At 44.4% G+C, this 15,734-nt stretch carries 16 protein-coding genes; 10 read left to right on the forward strand and 6 right to left on the reverse strand.

Features of this window, described 5'->3' with window-relative positions; translation table 11 throughout:
* The first annotated feature begins 137 nt into the window (after positions 1-137).
* Positions 138-1,580: a S8 family peptidase gene (locus QUA07_RS28355; protein WP_333332128.1), complete on the forward strand. Its 1,443-nt coding sequence runs from the start codon at positions 138-140 to the stop codon at positions 1,578-1,580.
* A 154-nt stretch (positions 1,581-1,734) separates the two neighbouring features.
* On the opposite strand, the gene QUA07_RS28360 is transcribed toward QUA07_RS28355, so the two are convergent.
* Positions 1,735-2,205, reverse strand: coding sequence for a DUF4079 domain-containing protein (locus QUA07_RS28360; RefSeq protein WP_333332167.1), 471 nt, complete (start codon positions 2,203-2,205; stop codon positions 1,735-1,737).
* A gap of 96 nt (positions 2,206-2,301) precedes the next feature.
* On the opposite strand from QUA07_RS28360, the gene QUA07_RS28365 reads away from it, so the two are divergent.
* On the forward strand, positions 2,302-3,783 hold the full coding sequence (locus QUA07_RS28365) for an ankyrin repeat domain-containing protein (protein ID WP_333332131.1): 1,482 nt from the start codon (positions 2,302-2,304) through the stop codon (positions 3,781-3,783).
* Between the two features lie 177 nt (positions 3,784-3,960).
* Here the strand turns inward: QUA07_RS28365 and QUA07_RS28370 are convergent, their stop codons facing one another.
* Both QUA07_RS28370 and purH read right to left on the reverse strand, forming a co-directional pair.
* Complete coding sequence (locus QUA07_RS28370; RefSeq protein WP_333332134.1) at positions 3,961-4,893, reverse strand: 2OG-Fe(II) oxygenase; 933 nt, start codon at positions 4,891-4,893, stop codon at positions 3,961-3,963.
* Between the two features lie 333 nt (positions 4,894-5,226).
* Positions 5,227-6,774, reverse strand: a complete 1,548-nt coding sequence (gene purH / locus QUA07_RS28375; protein WP_333332137.1) for a bifunctional phosphoribosylaminoimidazolecarboxamide formyltransferase/IMP cyclohydrolase — start codon at positions 6,772-6,774, stop codon at positions 5,227-5,229.
* Between the two features lie 549 nt (positions 6,775-7,323).
* On the opposite strand from purH, the gene QUA07_RS28380 reads away from it, so the two are divergent.
* Positions 7,324-9,141 (forward strand): PAS domain S-box protein, encoded by a 1,818-nt coding sequence (locus QUA07_RS28380; protein ID WP_333332140.1) that lies wholly within the window; start codon positions 7,324-7,326, stop codon positions 9,139-9,141.
* Between the two features lie 203 nt (positions 9,142-9,344).
* Here QUA07_RS28380 and glcD read toward each other — a convergent pair whose 3' ends face one another.
* From glcD to QUA07_RS28395, 3 genes are all read right to left on the reverse strand, one after another.
* Positions 9,345-10,820, reverse strand: a complete 1,476-nt coding sequence (gene glcD, locus QUA07_RS28385) for a glycolate oxidase subunit GlcD (RefSeq protein WP_333332143.1) — start codon at positions 10,818-10,820, stop codon at positions 9,345-9,347.
* A gap of 69 nt (positions 10,821-10,889) precedes the next feature.
* A complete protein-coding gene (locus QUA07_RS28390) occupies positions 10,890-11,774 on the reverse strand; it encodes a DUF6671 family protein (RefSeq protein WP_333332146.1) in 885 nt (294 codons plus the stop codon).
* 89 nt (positions 11,775-11,863) lie between these two features.
* Complete coding sequence (locus tag QUA07_RS28395; RefSeq protein ID WP_333054053.1) at positions 11,864-12,256, reverse strand: transporter; 393 nt, start codon at positions 12,254-12,256, stop codon at positions 11,864-11,866.
* Positions 12,257-12,378: 122 nt separating this feature from the next.
* Here QUA07_RS28395 and QUA07_RS28400 point away from each other — a divergent pair, with 122 nt between their 5' ends.
* The 7 genes from QUA07_RS28400 (at position 12,379) to QUA07_RS28430 (ending at position 15,702) form a co-directional block, all read left to right on the forward strand.
* Positions 12,379-13,590, forward strand: a complete 1,212-nt coding sequence (locus tag QUA07_RS28400; protein ID WP_333332148.1) for a glycosyltransferase family 2 protein — start codon at positions 12,379-12,381, stop codon at positions 13,588-13,590.
* 189 nt (positions 13,591-13,779) lie between these two features.
* Complete coding sequence (locus QUA07_RS28405; protein ID WP_333332151.1) at positions 13,780-14,040, forward strand: hypothetical protein; 261 nt, start codon at positions 13,780-13,782, stop codon at positions 14,038-14,040.
* 6 nt (positions 14,041-14,046) lie between these two features.
* Positions 14,047-14,412 (forward strand): type II toxin-antitoxin system VapC family toxin, encoded by a 366-nt coding sequence (locus tag QUA07_RS28410; RefSeq protein ID WP_333332154.1) that lies wholly within the window; start codon positions 14,047-14,049, stop codon positions 14,410-14,412.
* Between the two features lie 128 nt (positions 14,413-14,540).
* The gene (locus tag QUA07_RS28415) at positions 14,541-14,756 is read left to right on the forward strand and encodes a hypothetical protein (protein WP_333332157.1); all 216 of its coding nucleotides are present in this window, start codon (positions 14,541-14,543) and stop codon (positions 14,754-14,756) included.
* Positions 14,744-15,187 (forward strand): PIN domain-containing protein, encoded by a 444-nt coding sequence (locus tag QUA07_RS28420; protein WP_333332161.1) that lies wholly within the window; start codon positions 14,744-14,746, stop codon positions 15,185-15,187. Before QUA07_RS28415 ends, QUA07_RS28420 begins: the two co-directional genes overlap by 13 nt.
* 123 nt (positions 15,188-15,310) lie before the next feature.
* A complete protein-coding gene (locus QUA07_RS28425) occupies positions 15,311-15,565 on the forward strand; it encodes a hypothetical protein (RefSeq protein WP_333172072.1) in 255 nt (84 codons plus the stop codon).
* A complete protein-coding gene (locus QUA07_RS28430; protein ID WP_333332164.1) occupies positions 15,562-15,702 on the forward strand; it encodes a type II toxin-antitoxin system PemK/MazF family toxin in 141 nt (46 codons plus the stop codon). The genes QUA07_RS28425 and QUA07_RS28430 overlap by 4 nt, the downstream gene beginning before the upstream one ends.
* Positions 15,703-15,734: the final 32 nt, after the last annotated feature.

A 15,734-nucleotide genomic window follows, 5' to 3' on the forward strand; every position in this document is an offset into this window, starting at 1 on the left:
CACGGCAATCGTTTGGGAGTTTTGTGTCTCCGAATCTATCTTCCTTTCCTTCTGCTTGAATATCTGCGGAATGTGGGCTGTATGGCTACCTGGACCATGCACTAGCAACATCAAGCAAAGTATATCTTACCCATCGGTTGGAATCCGTAAAAATACTTCCAGACCAAGGAAAAAACGACCCTAAGCTTTATGGAGCAATTACGAAGGAAGCTGTTTCTCGTGCAGAAGTTAGCAACCCCAAGCGCCAGCGTGTTATTTGTATGCCTGTCACCAGTGAAATCCACAATGATACAGGCCAAAATAATACAGGAGTTCCTTCTTCTTGGTCAGCAGCAGTAGATCAAATCTGCTTTGAATTTCAACGATTAATGGTTATTCCGGTTGGCAATATCCGAGGGAACATCATGCTTAGTGAGTATCCTGATCGAAATGATTTGAACCCAGCAGAAAATCCCTCGCAAGCGTGGAATGCACTTGTTGTTGGTGCTTATACCGATAAAGTCAATATAGTTGATCCAAAGTATGCTAAATGGCAAACTATTGCCCCTGCTGGCGACCTTTCACCTCGAAGTAGAACTTCTCTTTTATGGACAGACCTGTGGCCTATCCGACCGGATGTAACGTTTGAGGGGGGCAACCTAGCAACTGATAATGTTGATTCTCCTGGCATGGACATTGATGATTTACAACTGCTGACAACTTATTATCAACCAAATGTAAGGAAATTTAACCTTTTTGGAGATACTAGCGCGGCAACAGCTTTGTGTAGCTATATGGCAGCACGTATTTGGGCTAAACATCCCGAATACTGGTCAGAAACAGTTCGTGCCTTAATAGTTCACTCCGCAGAATGGACTGATGCAATGCGTAGTAATTTACCTAAAAAGCCTTCGCAGAGTCAAAAAGTATCTATATTATTGCGTCGATATGGTTATGGTGTTCCCAATCTGGAGAGGGCACTTTTTAGTAGCAAAAATGACTTAACAATGATTTGTGAAGATCAGTTGCAGCCTTTTCACAAAGAGGATGGCAAGGTAAAAACAAAAGAAATGAACCTTCACATACTCCCCTGGCCAACACAAGAGCTAGAAAAGTTGCGTGAAGCAAAAGTAGAAATGCGGGTAACACTTTCATATTTTATCGAACCCAACCCAGGAGAACGAGGATGGCAAAATAAACATTCTTACGCCTCTTATGGTTTGAGGCTTGCTGTTAAGCGTTCTACAGAGACTTTGGCTGCTTTTAGACAACGGATTAATAAGGAAGCGAGAGAAACTGAAGAAAACGTAACATCTACTGTAACTCCTGACATTGGGTGGTTTCTAGGCCCAAAAACATGGACTCGTGGCTCAATTCATTCTGATATTTGGGAGGGTACGGCGGCTGAATTGGCTCAGAAAGATTCTATTGGTATATATCCTGTTGGTGGTTGGTGGAGATATAATTCAAGATGGGAAGGATGGAATAAAACGGCTAGATATGCTCTAATTGTTTCGCTCCGAGTTGTAAATGATGTTGAAGTTGATATTTACACTCCTATTTCCAACAAAATTAAGCAAACTGTGCCTATTAATATGTAAGCTTCCAATGATCGGCATAACCAAGATGTTTGTTTGAGAAAAAGGAATGTTTAAGGTCGATCGCTCGGCACTCCAACTTAACGAATATGACAACTTAATTGCTAATCACTAATTGCCCCAAAGCAATTAGTGATTAGCAATCTTACCCAAACAATCACATTTTACTGATAATTCTTTGCAGGATTTCCACGCCTGATACCGCTTGCCAGCCAAACAGCCCCAAGAGCACAATATTCAGAAAGATGTGAGTGTTTCTCGCCAAATCATTACCTTTTTGCATCAAAGGAGTCAGCGAGGCTGCGATCGCAATTAGGGCCATCATTCCCAACCCTGCTAGCAAGTGCGGCCCGACAAATAGTTTGCCGTTGTTGATGTAGGTGACGGCCATCCCGATGATCGCAACTGTAACCATCAAGGCTAACAGCAAAGAACCCATCTGGTGGTGCTTGACATTGAATTTGCCCTTAAGTAACTCTTTTTTGAGTTCGCCTTCCGCACTTCTGGTACGTCGGATTTGAATGCCGAGATACAAGGCATAAAATGAGATAGCCAGCAGTACCCACATTAAAATTGGGTGGATGAATTGGCTCCAAACTTTCACTGACTGAGGAATTTCGAGATTCATAGTGTTCTGAGGATTAGCAAACATACTTCATAAAACTTAGCATACCAGTCAGGCCGTCTCGTGCGACGGTAAAAATATACGGTATGAGAGACTATTATGCCTGCCACTAAACAAGACGCTGTATTGATTCAAGCCGCCAAGACTGGCAACATTATTCACGTCCAAGCTTTACTCGCTAAGAATGTTAACGCTAACGCCAAAGACTCTGAGGGGACGACGGCTTTGATGTTTGCGGCCCAAAAGGGCTATACAGAAATCGTGCGTAGTCTACTAAACAATGACGCTAATGTCAACCAGGTGAGCAGGCGTTTTGGGCTGACAGCTTTGATGCTGGCGGCGGCTCACAAACAAGCTGACTCTGTGCGGCTGTTGCTGGCTGCAGGTGCTGATGTTAATGCTAAAAATGATGATGGAAGTACGGCTTTGATGGCGGCTTCTCTCAAGGGCGATATCAATGTTGTGCGGATGTTACTTGATGCTAATGCTGATGTAAATGTGCGAGATAAAGATGGAGATTCTGCTCTGAAAATAGCTGCTTTATCCGGTCATGAAGCTGTTGTAAAAGCTTTGGTGGATGCGGGTGCTGTTGCTGAAAATTCTATGCTGTTTTTAGCAGTCCGTCAAGGAAGCGCAGAAATTGTGCGAATTTTGCTCAATTGTGGGGCGGATGCTAATGTTAAAAATCTAGAGAGCAAAACTGCTTTGATGCTGGCTGCGACGGCGGGAAATTTGGCTGTTGTCGAGGCGCTGTTGGCTGCTGGTGCTGATGTCGAAATTCCCGACAAAAACGGAGAAACTGCTTTAACTTTGGCTGCGGATGCGGGCAATACTGATGTAGTGCAAACTTTGCTTGGTGCGGGTGCTAATGCGAATGTGAAAAATGGAGATGGGGGCACGGCTTTGATGGCCGCTGCTGCTGGGGGAAATGCGGCGATCGCCCATATCTTACTCGATGCTAGCGCGGATATCAACGCTAAGGATAAAGATGATGAAACTGCTTTGAATTTTGCGGTGATTGAAGGCTGCGAAGATGTGGTGGAATTGTTGTTAAACCGAGGTGCTAGTGTCGGTTCGAGAAATCGGTTGGGCGATACGCCTTTACTGGTGGCTGCTGTTCACGGCCATAGTGCGATCGTATCGGCTTTACTGCAAAAAGTAAACTCAAATCGGGCTGATTTTCTGAATGCTAAAAACTTTGGGGAGACGGCTTTGACGCTGGCTGCGTTTCACGGACATACCGAGACTGTGAAAGCTTTGCTTGACGGCGGTGCTGATCCCAATGTCCCGGCGGATTTGGGAAAAACTGCTTTAATGAAGGCGTGCGATCGCGGTTATATTGCGATCGTCCAATTATTAGTCGAAAAAGGTGCGGATGTCAACTTGCTGGATGATTCGGGCGCAACTGCTTTAATGTGGGCCGCACATCGGGGTTATGCTGAGGCCGTAAAGATTTTAATTGAGGCTGGTGCAGAAATAAACCACAAAAATCCGGGAAATTATACAGCTTTAATGCTGGCTGAGTTTAAGGGTTATTCCAATGTGGTGCAATTGCTCAAAAATGCAGGAGCACAGGAGTAAGAATTAAATAGTTTTGAGTAAGGTAATTCTGTCATTCTGAGGGTAGGCTTTGCGAAGTGAAAAAGCTCACATATCGGGACTTACGCATTGTAACGGTGTGGCAATAATTTGAGATTCTTCGCTTTACTCAGAATGACAAAATTAGGTAATTAGTGCGTCCAGGACAATGAATTAACCTCAATTTGCTTTGCGTACCCAGCCGTTAATAGTAAAGCGGCTATCAGCAAAAGCTTTTGAGGGACAGCTAACTCGCAAAACTTCGTGCATATAGCGACTTAGAAAAAATACGATGCTGTTATTGCGAGGCTCAACGGTTCTGAATGTCTTGTCGGCCACATAGAAATTGTTCTCGATTTTGCTGTCGTAAATTTGCAATTCGCCGCCTGAAAAACCCTTGGGTTCTCGATAGAAATAGTAAACGTAAGTAAAAAATCGGCTGGCGGTATCTGGCGAGCCACTGTCGTTGTGAAGTTTATAAAAGTTGTTGTCATTGTGCATGGTTAGCTGAGCTTCTATCTCACCCAGGGGAAATGACGGAATATTTAAACTCTTGAGCACGTCGGGGAGAATTGCTTTGATGCGATTAACCATCAGTTCGGAAAATTCGGGGAACGAGTGGAGTACCATCGAACGGCGGTAATCTTCGGCATTAGTTGAGGTGCTGGTACTCACAAATTCTGATTCTTTTGCTAAGACATATTTGATGAGTTTATTCTTTTCTGCAGGGGTCAAAAAGTTGTCTATTTGGGCGTAGCGAGATATTAAATCGTCATTTACAGGCGGCGCAGGGGCGGGAATTTCTGTGACGGGAATTTCTACGGGAGTTGCAAGCTGCTGGGGTTGCAGTTCCTGCAAGTAAATTGGGGGTTCGGTGACTAATCCCACTAGGTTTTCGCCGGGAAAAGAAAGGGCGGAACGACCTCCGTCTATAGGGATTTGAAATAAGGTGGAAAAACCGGGTGTTTGTTGAGTGCGATCGACTAATGTTTTGACAAGGCTGTGCAATAATGGTGTATCAGATTTAAGGGTGACGGTGCATTGATGTCCGCCAGTGAGGAGGATTTTGACTTTTATGTCTTGGGGTTTAATTTGCGGTTGAGTGTAAGTCATAATTTTTGAAGGACGCAAGCGGACACTGGGTAGGATATAACAGTTTTGATTGGTGTCATAGTCTTCCAGATCCCCCCTAACCCCCCTAAAAAAAGGGGGGACAAGAGTGTCAAAGTTCCCGTTGTTAAGGGGGAGACAAGAGTGTCAAAGTCTCCCGTCGGAAGACGGGACAGGATTCTTCTCAAAGTCCCCCTTCTTAAGGGGGATTTAGGGGGATGGAGACTTAGAGTAAAACCAGAGATACAAAGAATTTCCGACTTAAGTTAAGACCAATAAACACTATTGTATCCCTACAATAAAATACACAATTGAGAATTGCTTTAGGTATTATTCCTAATGCAAGAAGTGGCGGATATCAGTGAAAACCATTGTGATTCCGAGTTGGTTGGCTGCTTCAATGGAATCTCGATCGCGCATACTTCCGCCCGGTTGGACGATCGCAATTATGCCCGCCTCAGCCGCAGTTTTGACTGAATCGTCGAAGGGGAAGAAACCGTCGCTGGCCAAAATCGCTCCTTTGCTCTTCTCTCCTGCTTGTTCCAATGCTAGTTTAACTGAGCCGACGCGATTCATTTGTCCGGCGCCGACACCGATTGTAGTGCGATCGCGCGTCACAACGATCGCATTAGATTTGACGTGTTTCGCTACTTTCCAAGCAAACAGCAATTCTTCCATCTCTGTCGCCGTCGGCTGTTTCTCAGTAACAACCCGCCATTTGCTAGTTTCTTCTACTACATTATCTGAGTCTTGCACCAGCAAACCGCCTGCAATAACTTTAACAGTTTGTGGCGGCCCTTGAGTCAAATCTGGCAAAATTAATACTCGAACTTTCGCCTTTTTCTTGATAATTTGTTCAGCTTCTGGTTCGCACCCTGGCGCGACAATACATTCTAAAAATGTTTGAGTTAAGGCCGTTGCGGTAGCAGCATCAATGGGGCGATTGAGGGCGACAATGCCGCCGAAAGCTGAGACTGAATCGGTGTCAAAGGCTTTTTGATACGCTTCAGAAATAGTTGTTCCCAAGGCTGTGCCGCAAGGATTTGTATGCTTCAGAATAGCGGCGGCGGGTGTGTCGGGGAATTCTACGATCAGCCGCCTTGCTGCTTCTAAATCTACTAAATTATTGTAGCTTAATTCTTTACCTTGCAGGATGGTGCTAGTCGTCCAGCCTGTCGGTATACTTCCGCTTTGATACCAGGTGGCGGCTTGATGGGGATTTTCGCCGTAGCGCAGAGTTTGCAACTCTTTTCCTGATAAATTAAACTCGTCTGGTAGCGAAGATTCTTCAGCGGATTGGCTGCTGCTGAGATAAGTTGCGATCGCGCGATCGTAGTTGGCTGTATGTTTGAAGGTTTCTAGCGCACATTTTTGCCGAAACTCTAAGGATGCTTGACCGCCATTTTCCCGCAGTTCTTTTAAATAATTATTGTACTGTTCGGGATCGCACAACACTGTCAAATGAGCGTGGTTTTTGGCTGAGGCTCTCAACATTGCCGGCCCGCCGATATCTATCTGCTCAATTGCGTCTGCTAGAGTAACTCCTGGCTTAGCAATTGTCTCTTCAAATGGATACAAATTGACTACAACTAAATCGATCGCCCGAATGTGATTTGCGGTTAAATCTGCGAGGTCTTCCGGTACATCGCGGCGTGCTAAAATGCCACCGTGGATTCGTGGGTGAAGTGTTTTCACTCGCCCTCCCAAAATTTCGGGAGAACCAGTATATTCCGCAACTTTTGTCACTGGGATGCCTGCTTCTTTGAGGGCCGTTGCTGTCCCGCCACTACTAATTATGTCAAATTCAAATTCTTCTACTAGACTGCGCGCTAAGTCGATTAGTCCGGTTTTATTGGATGTGCTCAGAAGTGCTAGACGTGCCATTGGTTTGAAGTTGCGATCATAAAAATAGACAGGTTATATTATATACCAAATCTGGCGGCAGGGAGATGATTTGGTAATGGCTAATTATGATTATTTTTAATAATTCAAAGATGAGTTCGCTTATTTTAAACCATATTTTTTGTCAAACTTATATAATATTTTATACTGACCAGTGGCTTCTAAATATGTAGAACTTGCGCGTGGAACTGGTTATTTTGTGAGTGCGAGGGGGATTGAAGCCATATTCAGCTTGCACAGTTCATGTCGCTACGTAAGTGTCAATGTTGGTGAAATTACTTAATAAAACTTAATAGATAAATTAATGGCGATGCTCTTGAATTTTAACGATGTTTTATGATGAATTCTAAAAGTAATGTGCTAGCATCGGGTGTAAATTGCTCTCTCCCTAAATTTCCCGGAAAATTGGGCGAGCGCAACACCTTAATCTAAACAACAATTTAGTAGGGCTGAAATATGTTTTTTCAAGAAGCAGATCCAGAAAATAAGCTCAGTAATATTAGCAGGAATCATAAAAAAACTGATCACAATATGACCCATAGAACAGAGTACCAACAGATTCCCAAAAAAAGAGCCGAGAATTCGACAGAGGCAAACATTTCTGAAGCTTATAGTCTTAGTCTGTGCGAACTGCAGCAGATGGAGCGAGCAATGGAACAGCTAAAGCAGCAGTTGAAAGCTAGCGAATCTCGGTTTCGGAATGTGATCGAAAAAAATGGTGACGGCATCGCAATCGTTAACAAGCGAGGACTTGTCTGTTTTGCCAACCAGTCAGCAGAAGCGCTGTTTAACTGCACGGCAGAGGAACTTTTAGGGCAAGCATTTTTTGGCAATTTAGTAGTAGAAGTTTCAGCTTGCGACCTTGAGATGGCGACGGATATTATTCCCCAAGTTGGAAAAACAGAAGCACCAGGAACTCGCGTCGTGCAAACAGAAGTTGAAGCTATTCGCAAGCAAAAAGCAAATGCTGTAGTAGAAATGCGTGTGGTGGAAACGGAATGGGACGGAGAAATGGCTTATTTAGCTACGCTGCGGGACATTACCGATCGCAAACGCGCAGAAGAAATGCTTTGGTTGTACGATCGAGCTATCGCAGCTACTAGCACTGGAGTTACGATTTCTGACGCCACTGACCCCGAAAATCCAATTATTTATTGCAATCCCGCATTTGAAAGTATGACAGGTTATCGGCGGCAGGAAATTATCGGGAAAAACGGTCGATTTTTGCACGGAAGCGATACCGATCCGGCGGCAGTAGAAATAATTCGCCAAGCCTTGCAAGCAGAAAGCGAATGCAAGGTAATATTAAAGAATTACCGCAAAGACGGAACCGCTTTCTGGAATTGTTTCTCAATATCTCCCGTGCGCGATAGAACGGGTAAATTAACTCATTTTATCGGCGTACAGAGAGACATCACCCACAGCAAACAAGCCGCAGAAGCATTGCATAATTCCGAAGCACAAAGCCGAGAACAAGCAGCTCAACTAGCAGCGGCGCTGGACGAACTCAAAGCCACTCATTCCCAATTAGTTCAAAGCGAAAAAATGTCGAGTTTGGGATTGCTAATTGCTGGCGTCGCTCACGAAATCAACAACCCAGTCAGCTTCATTTACGGCAATCTCGCTCATCTCACAAATTATACTCAAGACTTGTTTCACCACCTCGAACTTTATCAACAGCACTATCCTAATCCAGTCGCCGAAATTCAAGAGGAAAGAGAAAAAAATGATCTCGATTTTTTAGCTGAAGATTTACCTAAAATACTATCTTCAATGAGCGTTGGTGTCGATCGCATTTGCCAGATTGTGCAGTCGCTACGGAACTTTTCGCGGCAGGACGATGCACAGATGAAACCTGTTAACCTCCACGCAGGTATTGACAGCACGCTGTTAATTCTCAATCACCGTTTGAAAGGGAACGGAGAAAAGCAGCCAATTCAAATCCTAAAACAATACGGAGAATTGCCGACTGTTGAGTGTTTTGCTGGACCGATAAATCAAGTTTTTATGAATATTCTCAGCAATGCGATCGATGCTTTAGAAGATGCGAACAGTAGGCAAAATTGTCAAGAAATGCTAGAAAATCCCAGCCAGATTAGGATTTCTACGGAAGTTGTCGGCAATTTTGTAGAAATAAAAATTGCCGACAATGGCCCAGGAATAACGGAGGAAGTCAAACAGCGCATATTTGATGCCTTTTTTACTACCAAGCCCATTGGCAAAGGCACGGGAATGGGTTTGTCAATTAGCTATCAAATTATTGTAGAAAGACACAAAGGCGAATTATATTGTACTTCGGAATTGGGTAATGGTACGGAATTTACTATCAAAATGCCGATCGCACATTAGCGCGAAATGTGCAATCTGCACCTTACCAACGTGATATATAGGCAAGCAAGTGAGCGGGAATCTCGCACTCGTAAAAAACGATTTTTATCGTTTTTTATCGTTACCATACTCTGGCTGGGAACGCATACTTAGAGGTTTTGCATCCCCATTGTAGAGACAATTATCAGGTGCTTTTCGGCTCACCTTACCCCATAAATAGGGAATTAAAAAACCTCCGCACCTTCCAACTTCTTAAAAGTTTCAACCTTAGCCCTCGCCGCTTCCCCGCAAGTCTTCGGCGTCGGAAACATCTTCCCAGGATTCGCCAAACCTTTCGGATTAAACACCTGACGCAGCCACTGCATCGTCTCCAAATCTACCTCCGAAAACATATCCGGCATAAAACACTTCTTATCAGCACCGATGCCGTGTTCCCCCGAAAGACTTCCCCCAACTTTCACACAAAGCCTAAGAATTTCCCCGCCCAATTCTTCCACCTTTTCCAGCGCACCTTTTACCGAGTTATCGTACAGAATCAGCGGGTGCAAATTCCCGTCTCCCGCATGAAAAACATTAGCAATTCGATAACCGTATTTCTCGCTCAAACCCTCAATTTCTTTCAAAACATACGCCATTTGCGTTCGCGGAATTACGCCGTCTTGCACGTAATAATCCGGGCTGAGATGACCCGCCGCCGCAAAAGCAGCTTTCCGCCCTTTCCAAATTTTTAGGCGCGTTTCCGGGTCGGTTGCCGTGGTGATATTTCGCGCTCCGTTATGCTTGCAAATATCAGCAATCCGCTGTTTGTTTGTGGCAACTTCCACTTCTAAACCGTCGATTTCAACGAGTAGAATTGCCGCCGCATCACGGGGATAACATCCAGTTGCCACCACATCTTCCACAGCATTGATGCTGATGTTGTCCATAATTTCCATGCCGCCGGGAATAATGCCAGCGCTGATAATATCGGAAACTGATTCGCCCGCTGCTTCTATACTGGAAAAATCCGCTAGGAGAACGCAAATCGATTCCGGCGCTTTGAGAATTCGCAGAGTAACTTCTGTAGCTATTCCTAAAGTGCCTTCGGAACCGACAAATACACCAGTTAAATCGTAACCGGGCATTTCGGGAATTTCGCCACCGACATCGACAATAGAACCGTCTGGAAGTACCAATCTTAATCCTAAAACGTGATTCGTTGTGACTCCGTATTTGAGGCAGTGAACCCCGCCAGAATTTTCCGCAACGTTGCCACCAATCGAACAAATAATTTGACTGGAAGGATCTGGCGCGTAGTAGAAACCAGCGCCGCTAACTGCTTGCGTTACCCAGTTATTAATTACTCCCGGTTGCACGACTACTTGCTGATTTTCTAAGTCTACTTTCAGAATTTTTCGCATCAGGGCAGTGACAATCAGCACGCAGTTTTCTACAGGCAAAGCGCCGCCGGAAAGGCCTGTTCCTGCGCCTCTAGCCACCCAGGGAATTGAGTTGCGATCGCATATTTTGACCACTTGCGCTACTTCCTCCGTAGTTCGAGGCAATACCACCAGGGCAGGCCGCTGGCGGTAGCTGGCGAGTCCGTCGCACTCGTAGACAATCAATTCTTCGCGACGCTGTACGACGCCATTTTTGCCGACTACAGCCTCGAATTCTTTAATAACGGGTTTCCAGTTGCGTTCTGTTTCTATGGCTATCATTAGTGAATTTAATTAGGGAACTATCAATAATATTGTTGCAAACTTTACTATTTTTGTGCAATTATTTTTCTAAGGGTTGCAATATTGACAAAGGGAAGGATCGGCAGTCTCTCGACCGTCGGGAAATAGTTTTTCTTTAGTATAACCGCAGTTTTTGCATTTATAGATTGCCGATCGCACTAGCTGAGTCGGAAAATAGCAAAGTCCGCAGGGCAATCCGATTTTCGTCTCAGCAATATCGAAGCCCGGCCAACCGCACTCCGGGCAGAATTGCTTAAATTTTTTAACTAAATCGACAGTTGCATTTTCGATGTTTTTCATCCGAGTTGGATTGTACATCGCCCGCATATCTGTTTCGATGTGAACTCGGCCGGTTGACGATTTTTTAAAGCCTGCTGTCACCGCGTCGAAAAATTGTTTTTCTGTCCTAATGCCCTTGACAATTTCGCCGTTGCCGAGCGCAGCATCGCCAACTATAACCACCAGTGCGTGATCGGGAAATCCCGCTTTTTTCCCAAAATCATCTGCTTCTTCTATACTGGAAACTAACTGGTGACTGTAGTTAGTTTCAACCGAGAAGGAGTCGCCAATTAGTTCTAGATTGTTGGCTCGATCTAATAAAATTACTATTTCTCTGTTAGCTGGCAGATACGGCATCATTGGGTGAGGGCCGAAAGTACCTTCGCTGGCAAAGGCAAGAGTTTCGCCCGCAATTTCTAGGGCTTTTTGTGCTTTATGGCGAGCCGCTTCTATTTGTGTTCCTAAGCGTTTAACTTCTCTGGTGAAGGTGCCGAATGCGTCAGTGTCAAGCTCTGCAGGTACTAGGATATTTACACCCAATTCTCGTTCTAAAACTGGAGCCATTACCCGTTCTTTTTGGTGCATCGTGGCAAGAACTGCGGTGCGATCGCTCAATAATTGATTGGGATTCACAGGCTCAGAAATATTAGACATACATCAGCATCATTTCATAACAAAAGGCTCAAATACACCCTTTGATTTAAGTTATCAATTCAGCACTCAAGCGTCAATCTTAAAAGTGGCTAGTTGCCCCCAGTTACTCCCCCAGCTTGACCTCTGAGTACAAAAATTACTCCTGTCATAATTAGCGCCACGCCTACCAACCGCAGCGGTGGCAAAGGCTCGTGAAATATCAGTTTGCCGCCTAAAACAGTAAACAGGTAACTAATTGACAGTAAGGGCGAGACTATGCTAAGGTTTGCCCGCGACAAAACTACAATAAACCCGATCGAAGAAATTGCATACAAAGAAAGACCAGTTACTATCAACGGCTGAGTAGCCATCGCTATAATTTTTTCTATTAAATTAGCAGCGCCAATGGGTCCTAATATTTTAGCTCCGGCCTTCAGACTAAATTGACCTGCGACGCCGCACAATATTGCAGCAAGCAATAACAAAAAAACGCTTCTATTCATAACTTTACTAACCTATAGTACAATCAAAAAATGCCGTTCCCCAAAACCTGAAAAACTTTAATTAAGTTTTGCTAGGCTTTATTCACACTAATATTTTAAGCAGAAATACGGGAAAATCAAGTATGGTCGAGCGCGATCGAGAGTCGAACAAATATATGGCCGAGCAGACCAACCCAAGCGGAGAATATACTCTAGAACTATCGATACTCATGCCTTGTCTGAACGAAGCAGAAACTTTAGAAATCTGCATCAAGAAGGCACAGAAGTTTCTGCGCGAACTTGATATTGCCGGCGAGGTCATCATAGCAGACAACGGCAGCACAGACGGTTCTCAAGCTATCGCTACCAGAATGGGAGCGAGAGTCGTGCCCGTAGCAGCCAAAGGCTACGGCAGCGCCCTGATGGGAGGCATCATTGCAGCGCGCGGAGTTTATATTATCATGGGCGATGCTGACGACAGCTACAATTTTTCCAACCTCGGCGCTTTTGTCAACAAATTGCGAGAAGGTTTCGACTTAGTGATGGGAAACCGCTTTCAAGGGGGCATCAAACCGGGTGCAATGCCGCCGCTGCACAAATATTTAGGAAATCCGGTGCTGACATGGGTTGGGAGGCTATTTTTTGCCAGTCCCGTAGGCGATTTTCACTGCGGACTCAGGGGTTTTAGGAGAGACTCAATTTTGAAACTCGACTTGCAAACGACGGGGATGGAATTTGCTAGCGAAATGGTGGTCAAGGCTTCTGTGTACAAGCTGCGGATAACTGAAATTCCAACCGTACTTTCTCCCGACGGCCGCAGTCGGCCGCCGCACTTGCGAACTTGGCGAGATGGCTGGCGGCACCTGCGATTTTTGCTGCTTTACAGTCCTCGGTGGCTGTTTTTGTATCCGGGTACTGCGCTGATGATTTGGGGTCTAATTATCGTGGTTTGGCTGTTACCCGGTACTCAAAAGATTCGTAGTATAAGCTTTGATGTACATACGCTGCTTTATGCTGCGATCGCAATTATCATCGGTTTTCAAGCAGTAACTTTTGCTTTTTTCACCAAAATTTTTGCCATCAGCGAGAAATTCCTACCCGAAGACCCCAAACTCAACAAAATATTTCGCTATGTCACCCTAGAGACAGGATTGATTGTCGGAGTCACGCTGATATTAATCGGCATAGTTGGCTCGTTCTTGTCATTAACTATCTGGAGCGAAACTGCTTTCGGTTCTCTCAATCCTTCTAAAACTCTGCGTTTAGTTATTCCCTCACTCACTTGCCTGACTGTCGGTTTGCAGATGGTTTTGTCGAGCTTTTTTCTCAGTGTGCTGAGCTTGAAGCGTAGGTGATAACATTCAAGGTACTGGCAACATTCCTCAAAACTAAATTTCCATGCAGAGGAAGTTCAGGGCGATCGCAATGCAGGCAATATCGGGGCCGCAGGAACTCAATTTGCGACTATCTGGTATAATCCAACAAGTACCTTTAATGCTCAAAAGGGTTAGAATAGTAGAGATAAAGAATATTTGATATTAGCTATGCAGCGAATATTTGAGGCTACATTGAAGGGAAACGTTTTAGAATGGGCTAATGAGGTTCCAAGACAAGGCGATCGCCCTGTCAGAGTTTACGTTACTTTACAAGAAGAGCGATGGACTTTAAGTGCGGAGTTTCGCCGTCAGAGAATAGTTGAAATATTGGAAAAAATTGCAGCAAATAATGTCTTTGCTGATATTAGCGATCCAGTGGAATGGCAGCGAGATTTGCGTCAAGACCGTTTACTTCCAGGTAGGGATTAATAATGAATGCTGCTAGACAGTGATATTATTATCTACGCTTCCCAGCCCGAAAACTCGCAGATTAGGCATTTTATTGGCGAAAATGACATAGTTGTATCGGCAATAAGTTACGTTGAAGTCTTGGGTTATCATGGGCTAACTGAAGAGTATAGAGTGTACTTTGAGGAATTCTTTGGTGTGGTGGAGGTTATACCAATTTCTAACGCTGTACTCGATCGCGCAGTGCTGTTGCGACAGATAAGGATAATGACACTTGGGGAGGCTATTATTGCGGCAACAGCTTTGGTATATGGCAGAACTTTAGTAACAAGAAATATAGGGGATTTTCGGTGGATTGCTGAACTCACACTGATTAACCCGTTTGAGGCTTAATAAAGATGGGCGATCGCACTTGCGGAAGATAAGGGCGATCGCGCTTTTGGAAAATAAGGGCGATCGTACTTCCTTCGCTCCTAAATTGCTATAATGACAATCAGCCAAAAAATCTTAATGCAGAGTCTATGTCTACTTACAGCACGGTACTGACTCAGGTTCTAAAACTTGCACCAGATGAGCAAATGCGCCTCATCTCTGAATTGTTTGCACATATTCGTCAACGGGTGATTCCTAAGCCGAAGCGCAGTATTTTAGAATTATCAGGCTTGGGTAAGGAAATTTGGCAGGGGATTGATGCTCAAGAATATGTGGATCGGGAAAGAGATTCATGGAATGGATAGCTCAGCTACAGGGACAAGTTGTCGAATTGGATACTGCGCCTCTGATTTACTTTATGGAGCAAAATCCAAAATATCTAGAGATGATGCTGCTTTTCTTTAGATCGTTTAATCGCGGTGATTTTAGGATAGTGAAATCAACAGTAACGCTCGTAGAAGTGCTAGTTCATCCCCTGCGACAGAAAAATACTGCCTTGGCTCAAGAATATCGTGAAATATTGATGAATCAAGGAAGTTTAACTGTTGTTGAATTAACTCCAGATATTGCTGAAACAGCGGCACAACTGAGAGCAACTTACAATTTGCGATCGCCCGATTCTATTCAAATGGCTACAGCTATCCATGAGGGTGCTTCGTTTTTTTTGACAAATGATGCGCGGTTGCCTTCTTTACCTGGGTTAACGGTTTTAGTTTTGGAGCATTTGAGAAGTTGATGGATTATTTTTGGATGGGAAGAGAGGGGCGATCGTACTTTTGGGAAGATCAGGGCGATCGCACTTCCTTCGATTCTAAATTGCTATAATAACAATCAGCCAAAAAATCTCAACATAAAGCCTATGTCTACTTATAGCGAGGTACTGAGTCAGGCTCAAAATCTCACTCTTGAAGAGCAACAGCAGCTTTTAGAAGTATTGTCAGCATTGATTCGCGATCGGGTAACAACCCAGACTCAGGGTAAACGATCGGAAATTGATGCAGCACTGATTGAAATGGTACAAGATCCAGAGTATCAAGCTCAAGTGCTACAGATGGAGGCTGAGTTTGCGGTAGCGAGTTGGGAAGCGTTGCAATTGGGAGAATCTCCTGTATGAACCGGGGAGAAGTCTATGATGCTAGACTTGAACCTGTTGAGGGTTCTGAACAAGGAGGAACCCGTCCTGTTATCATCGTTAGTCGAGCTACAATAAATATAGTAATTTCAAATAAATGTGAGACAAATGCAAGATGATGTAAAATTAAGAAAAATTGTTAACTCGGAGC

The organism is Microcoleus sp. T3_A4 (assembly GCF_036700465.1).
Classification (GTDB): Bacteria; Cyanobacteriota; Cyanobacteriia; order Cyanobacteriales; family Microcoleaceae; genus Microcoleus.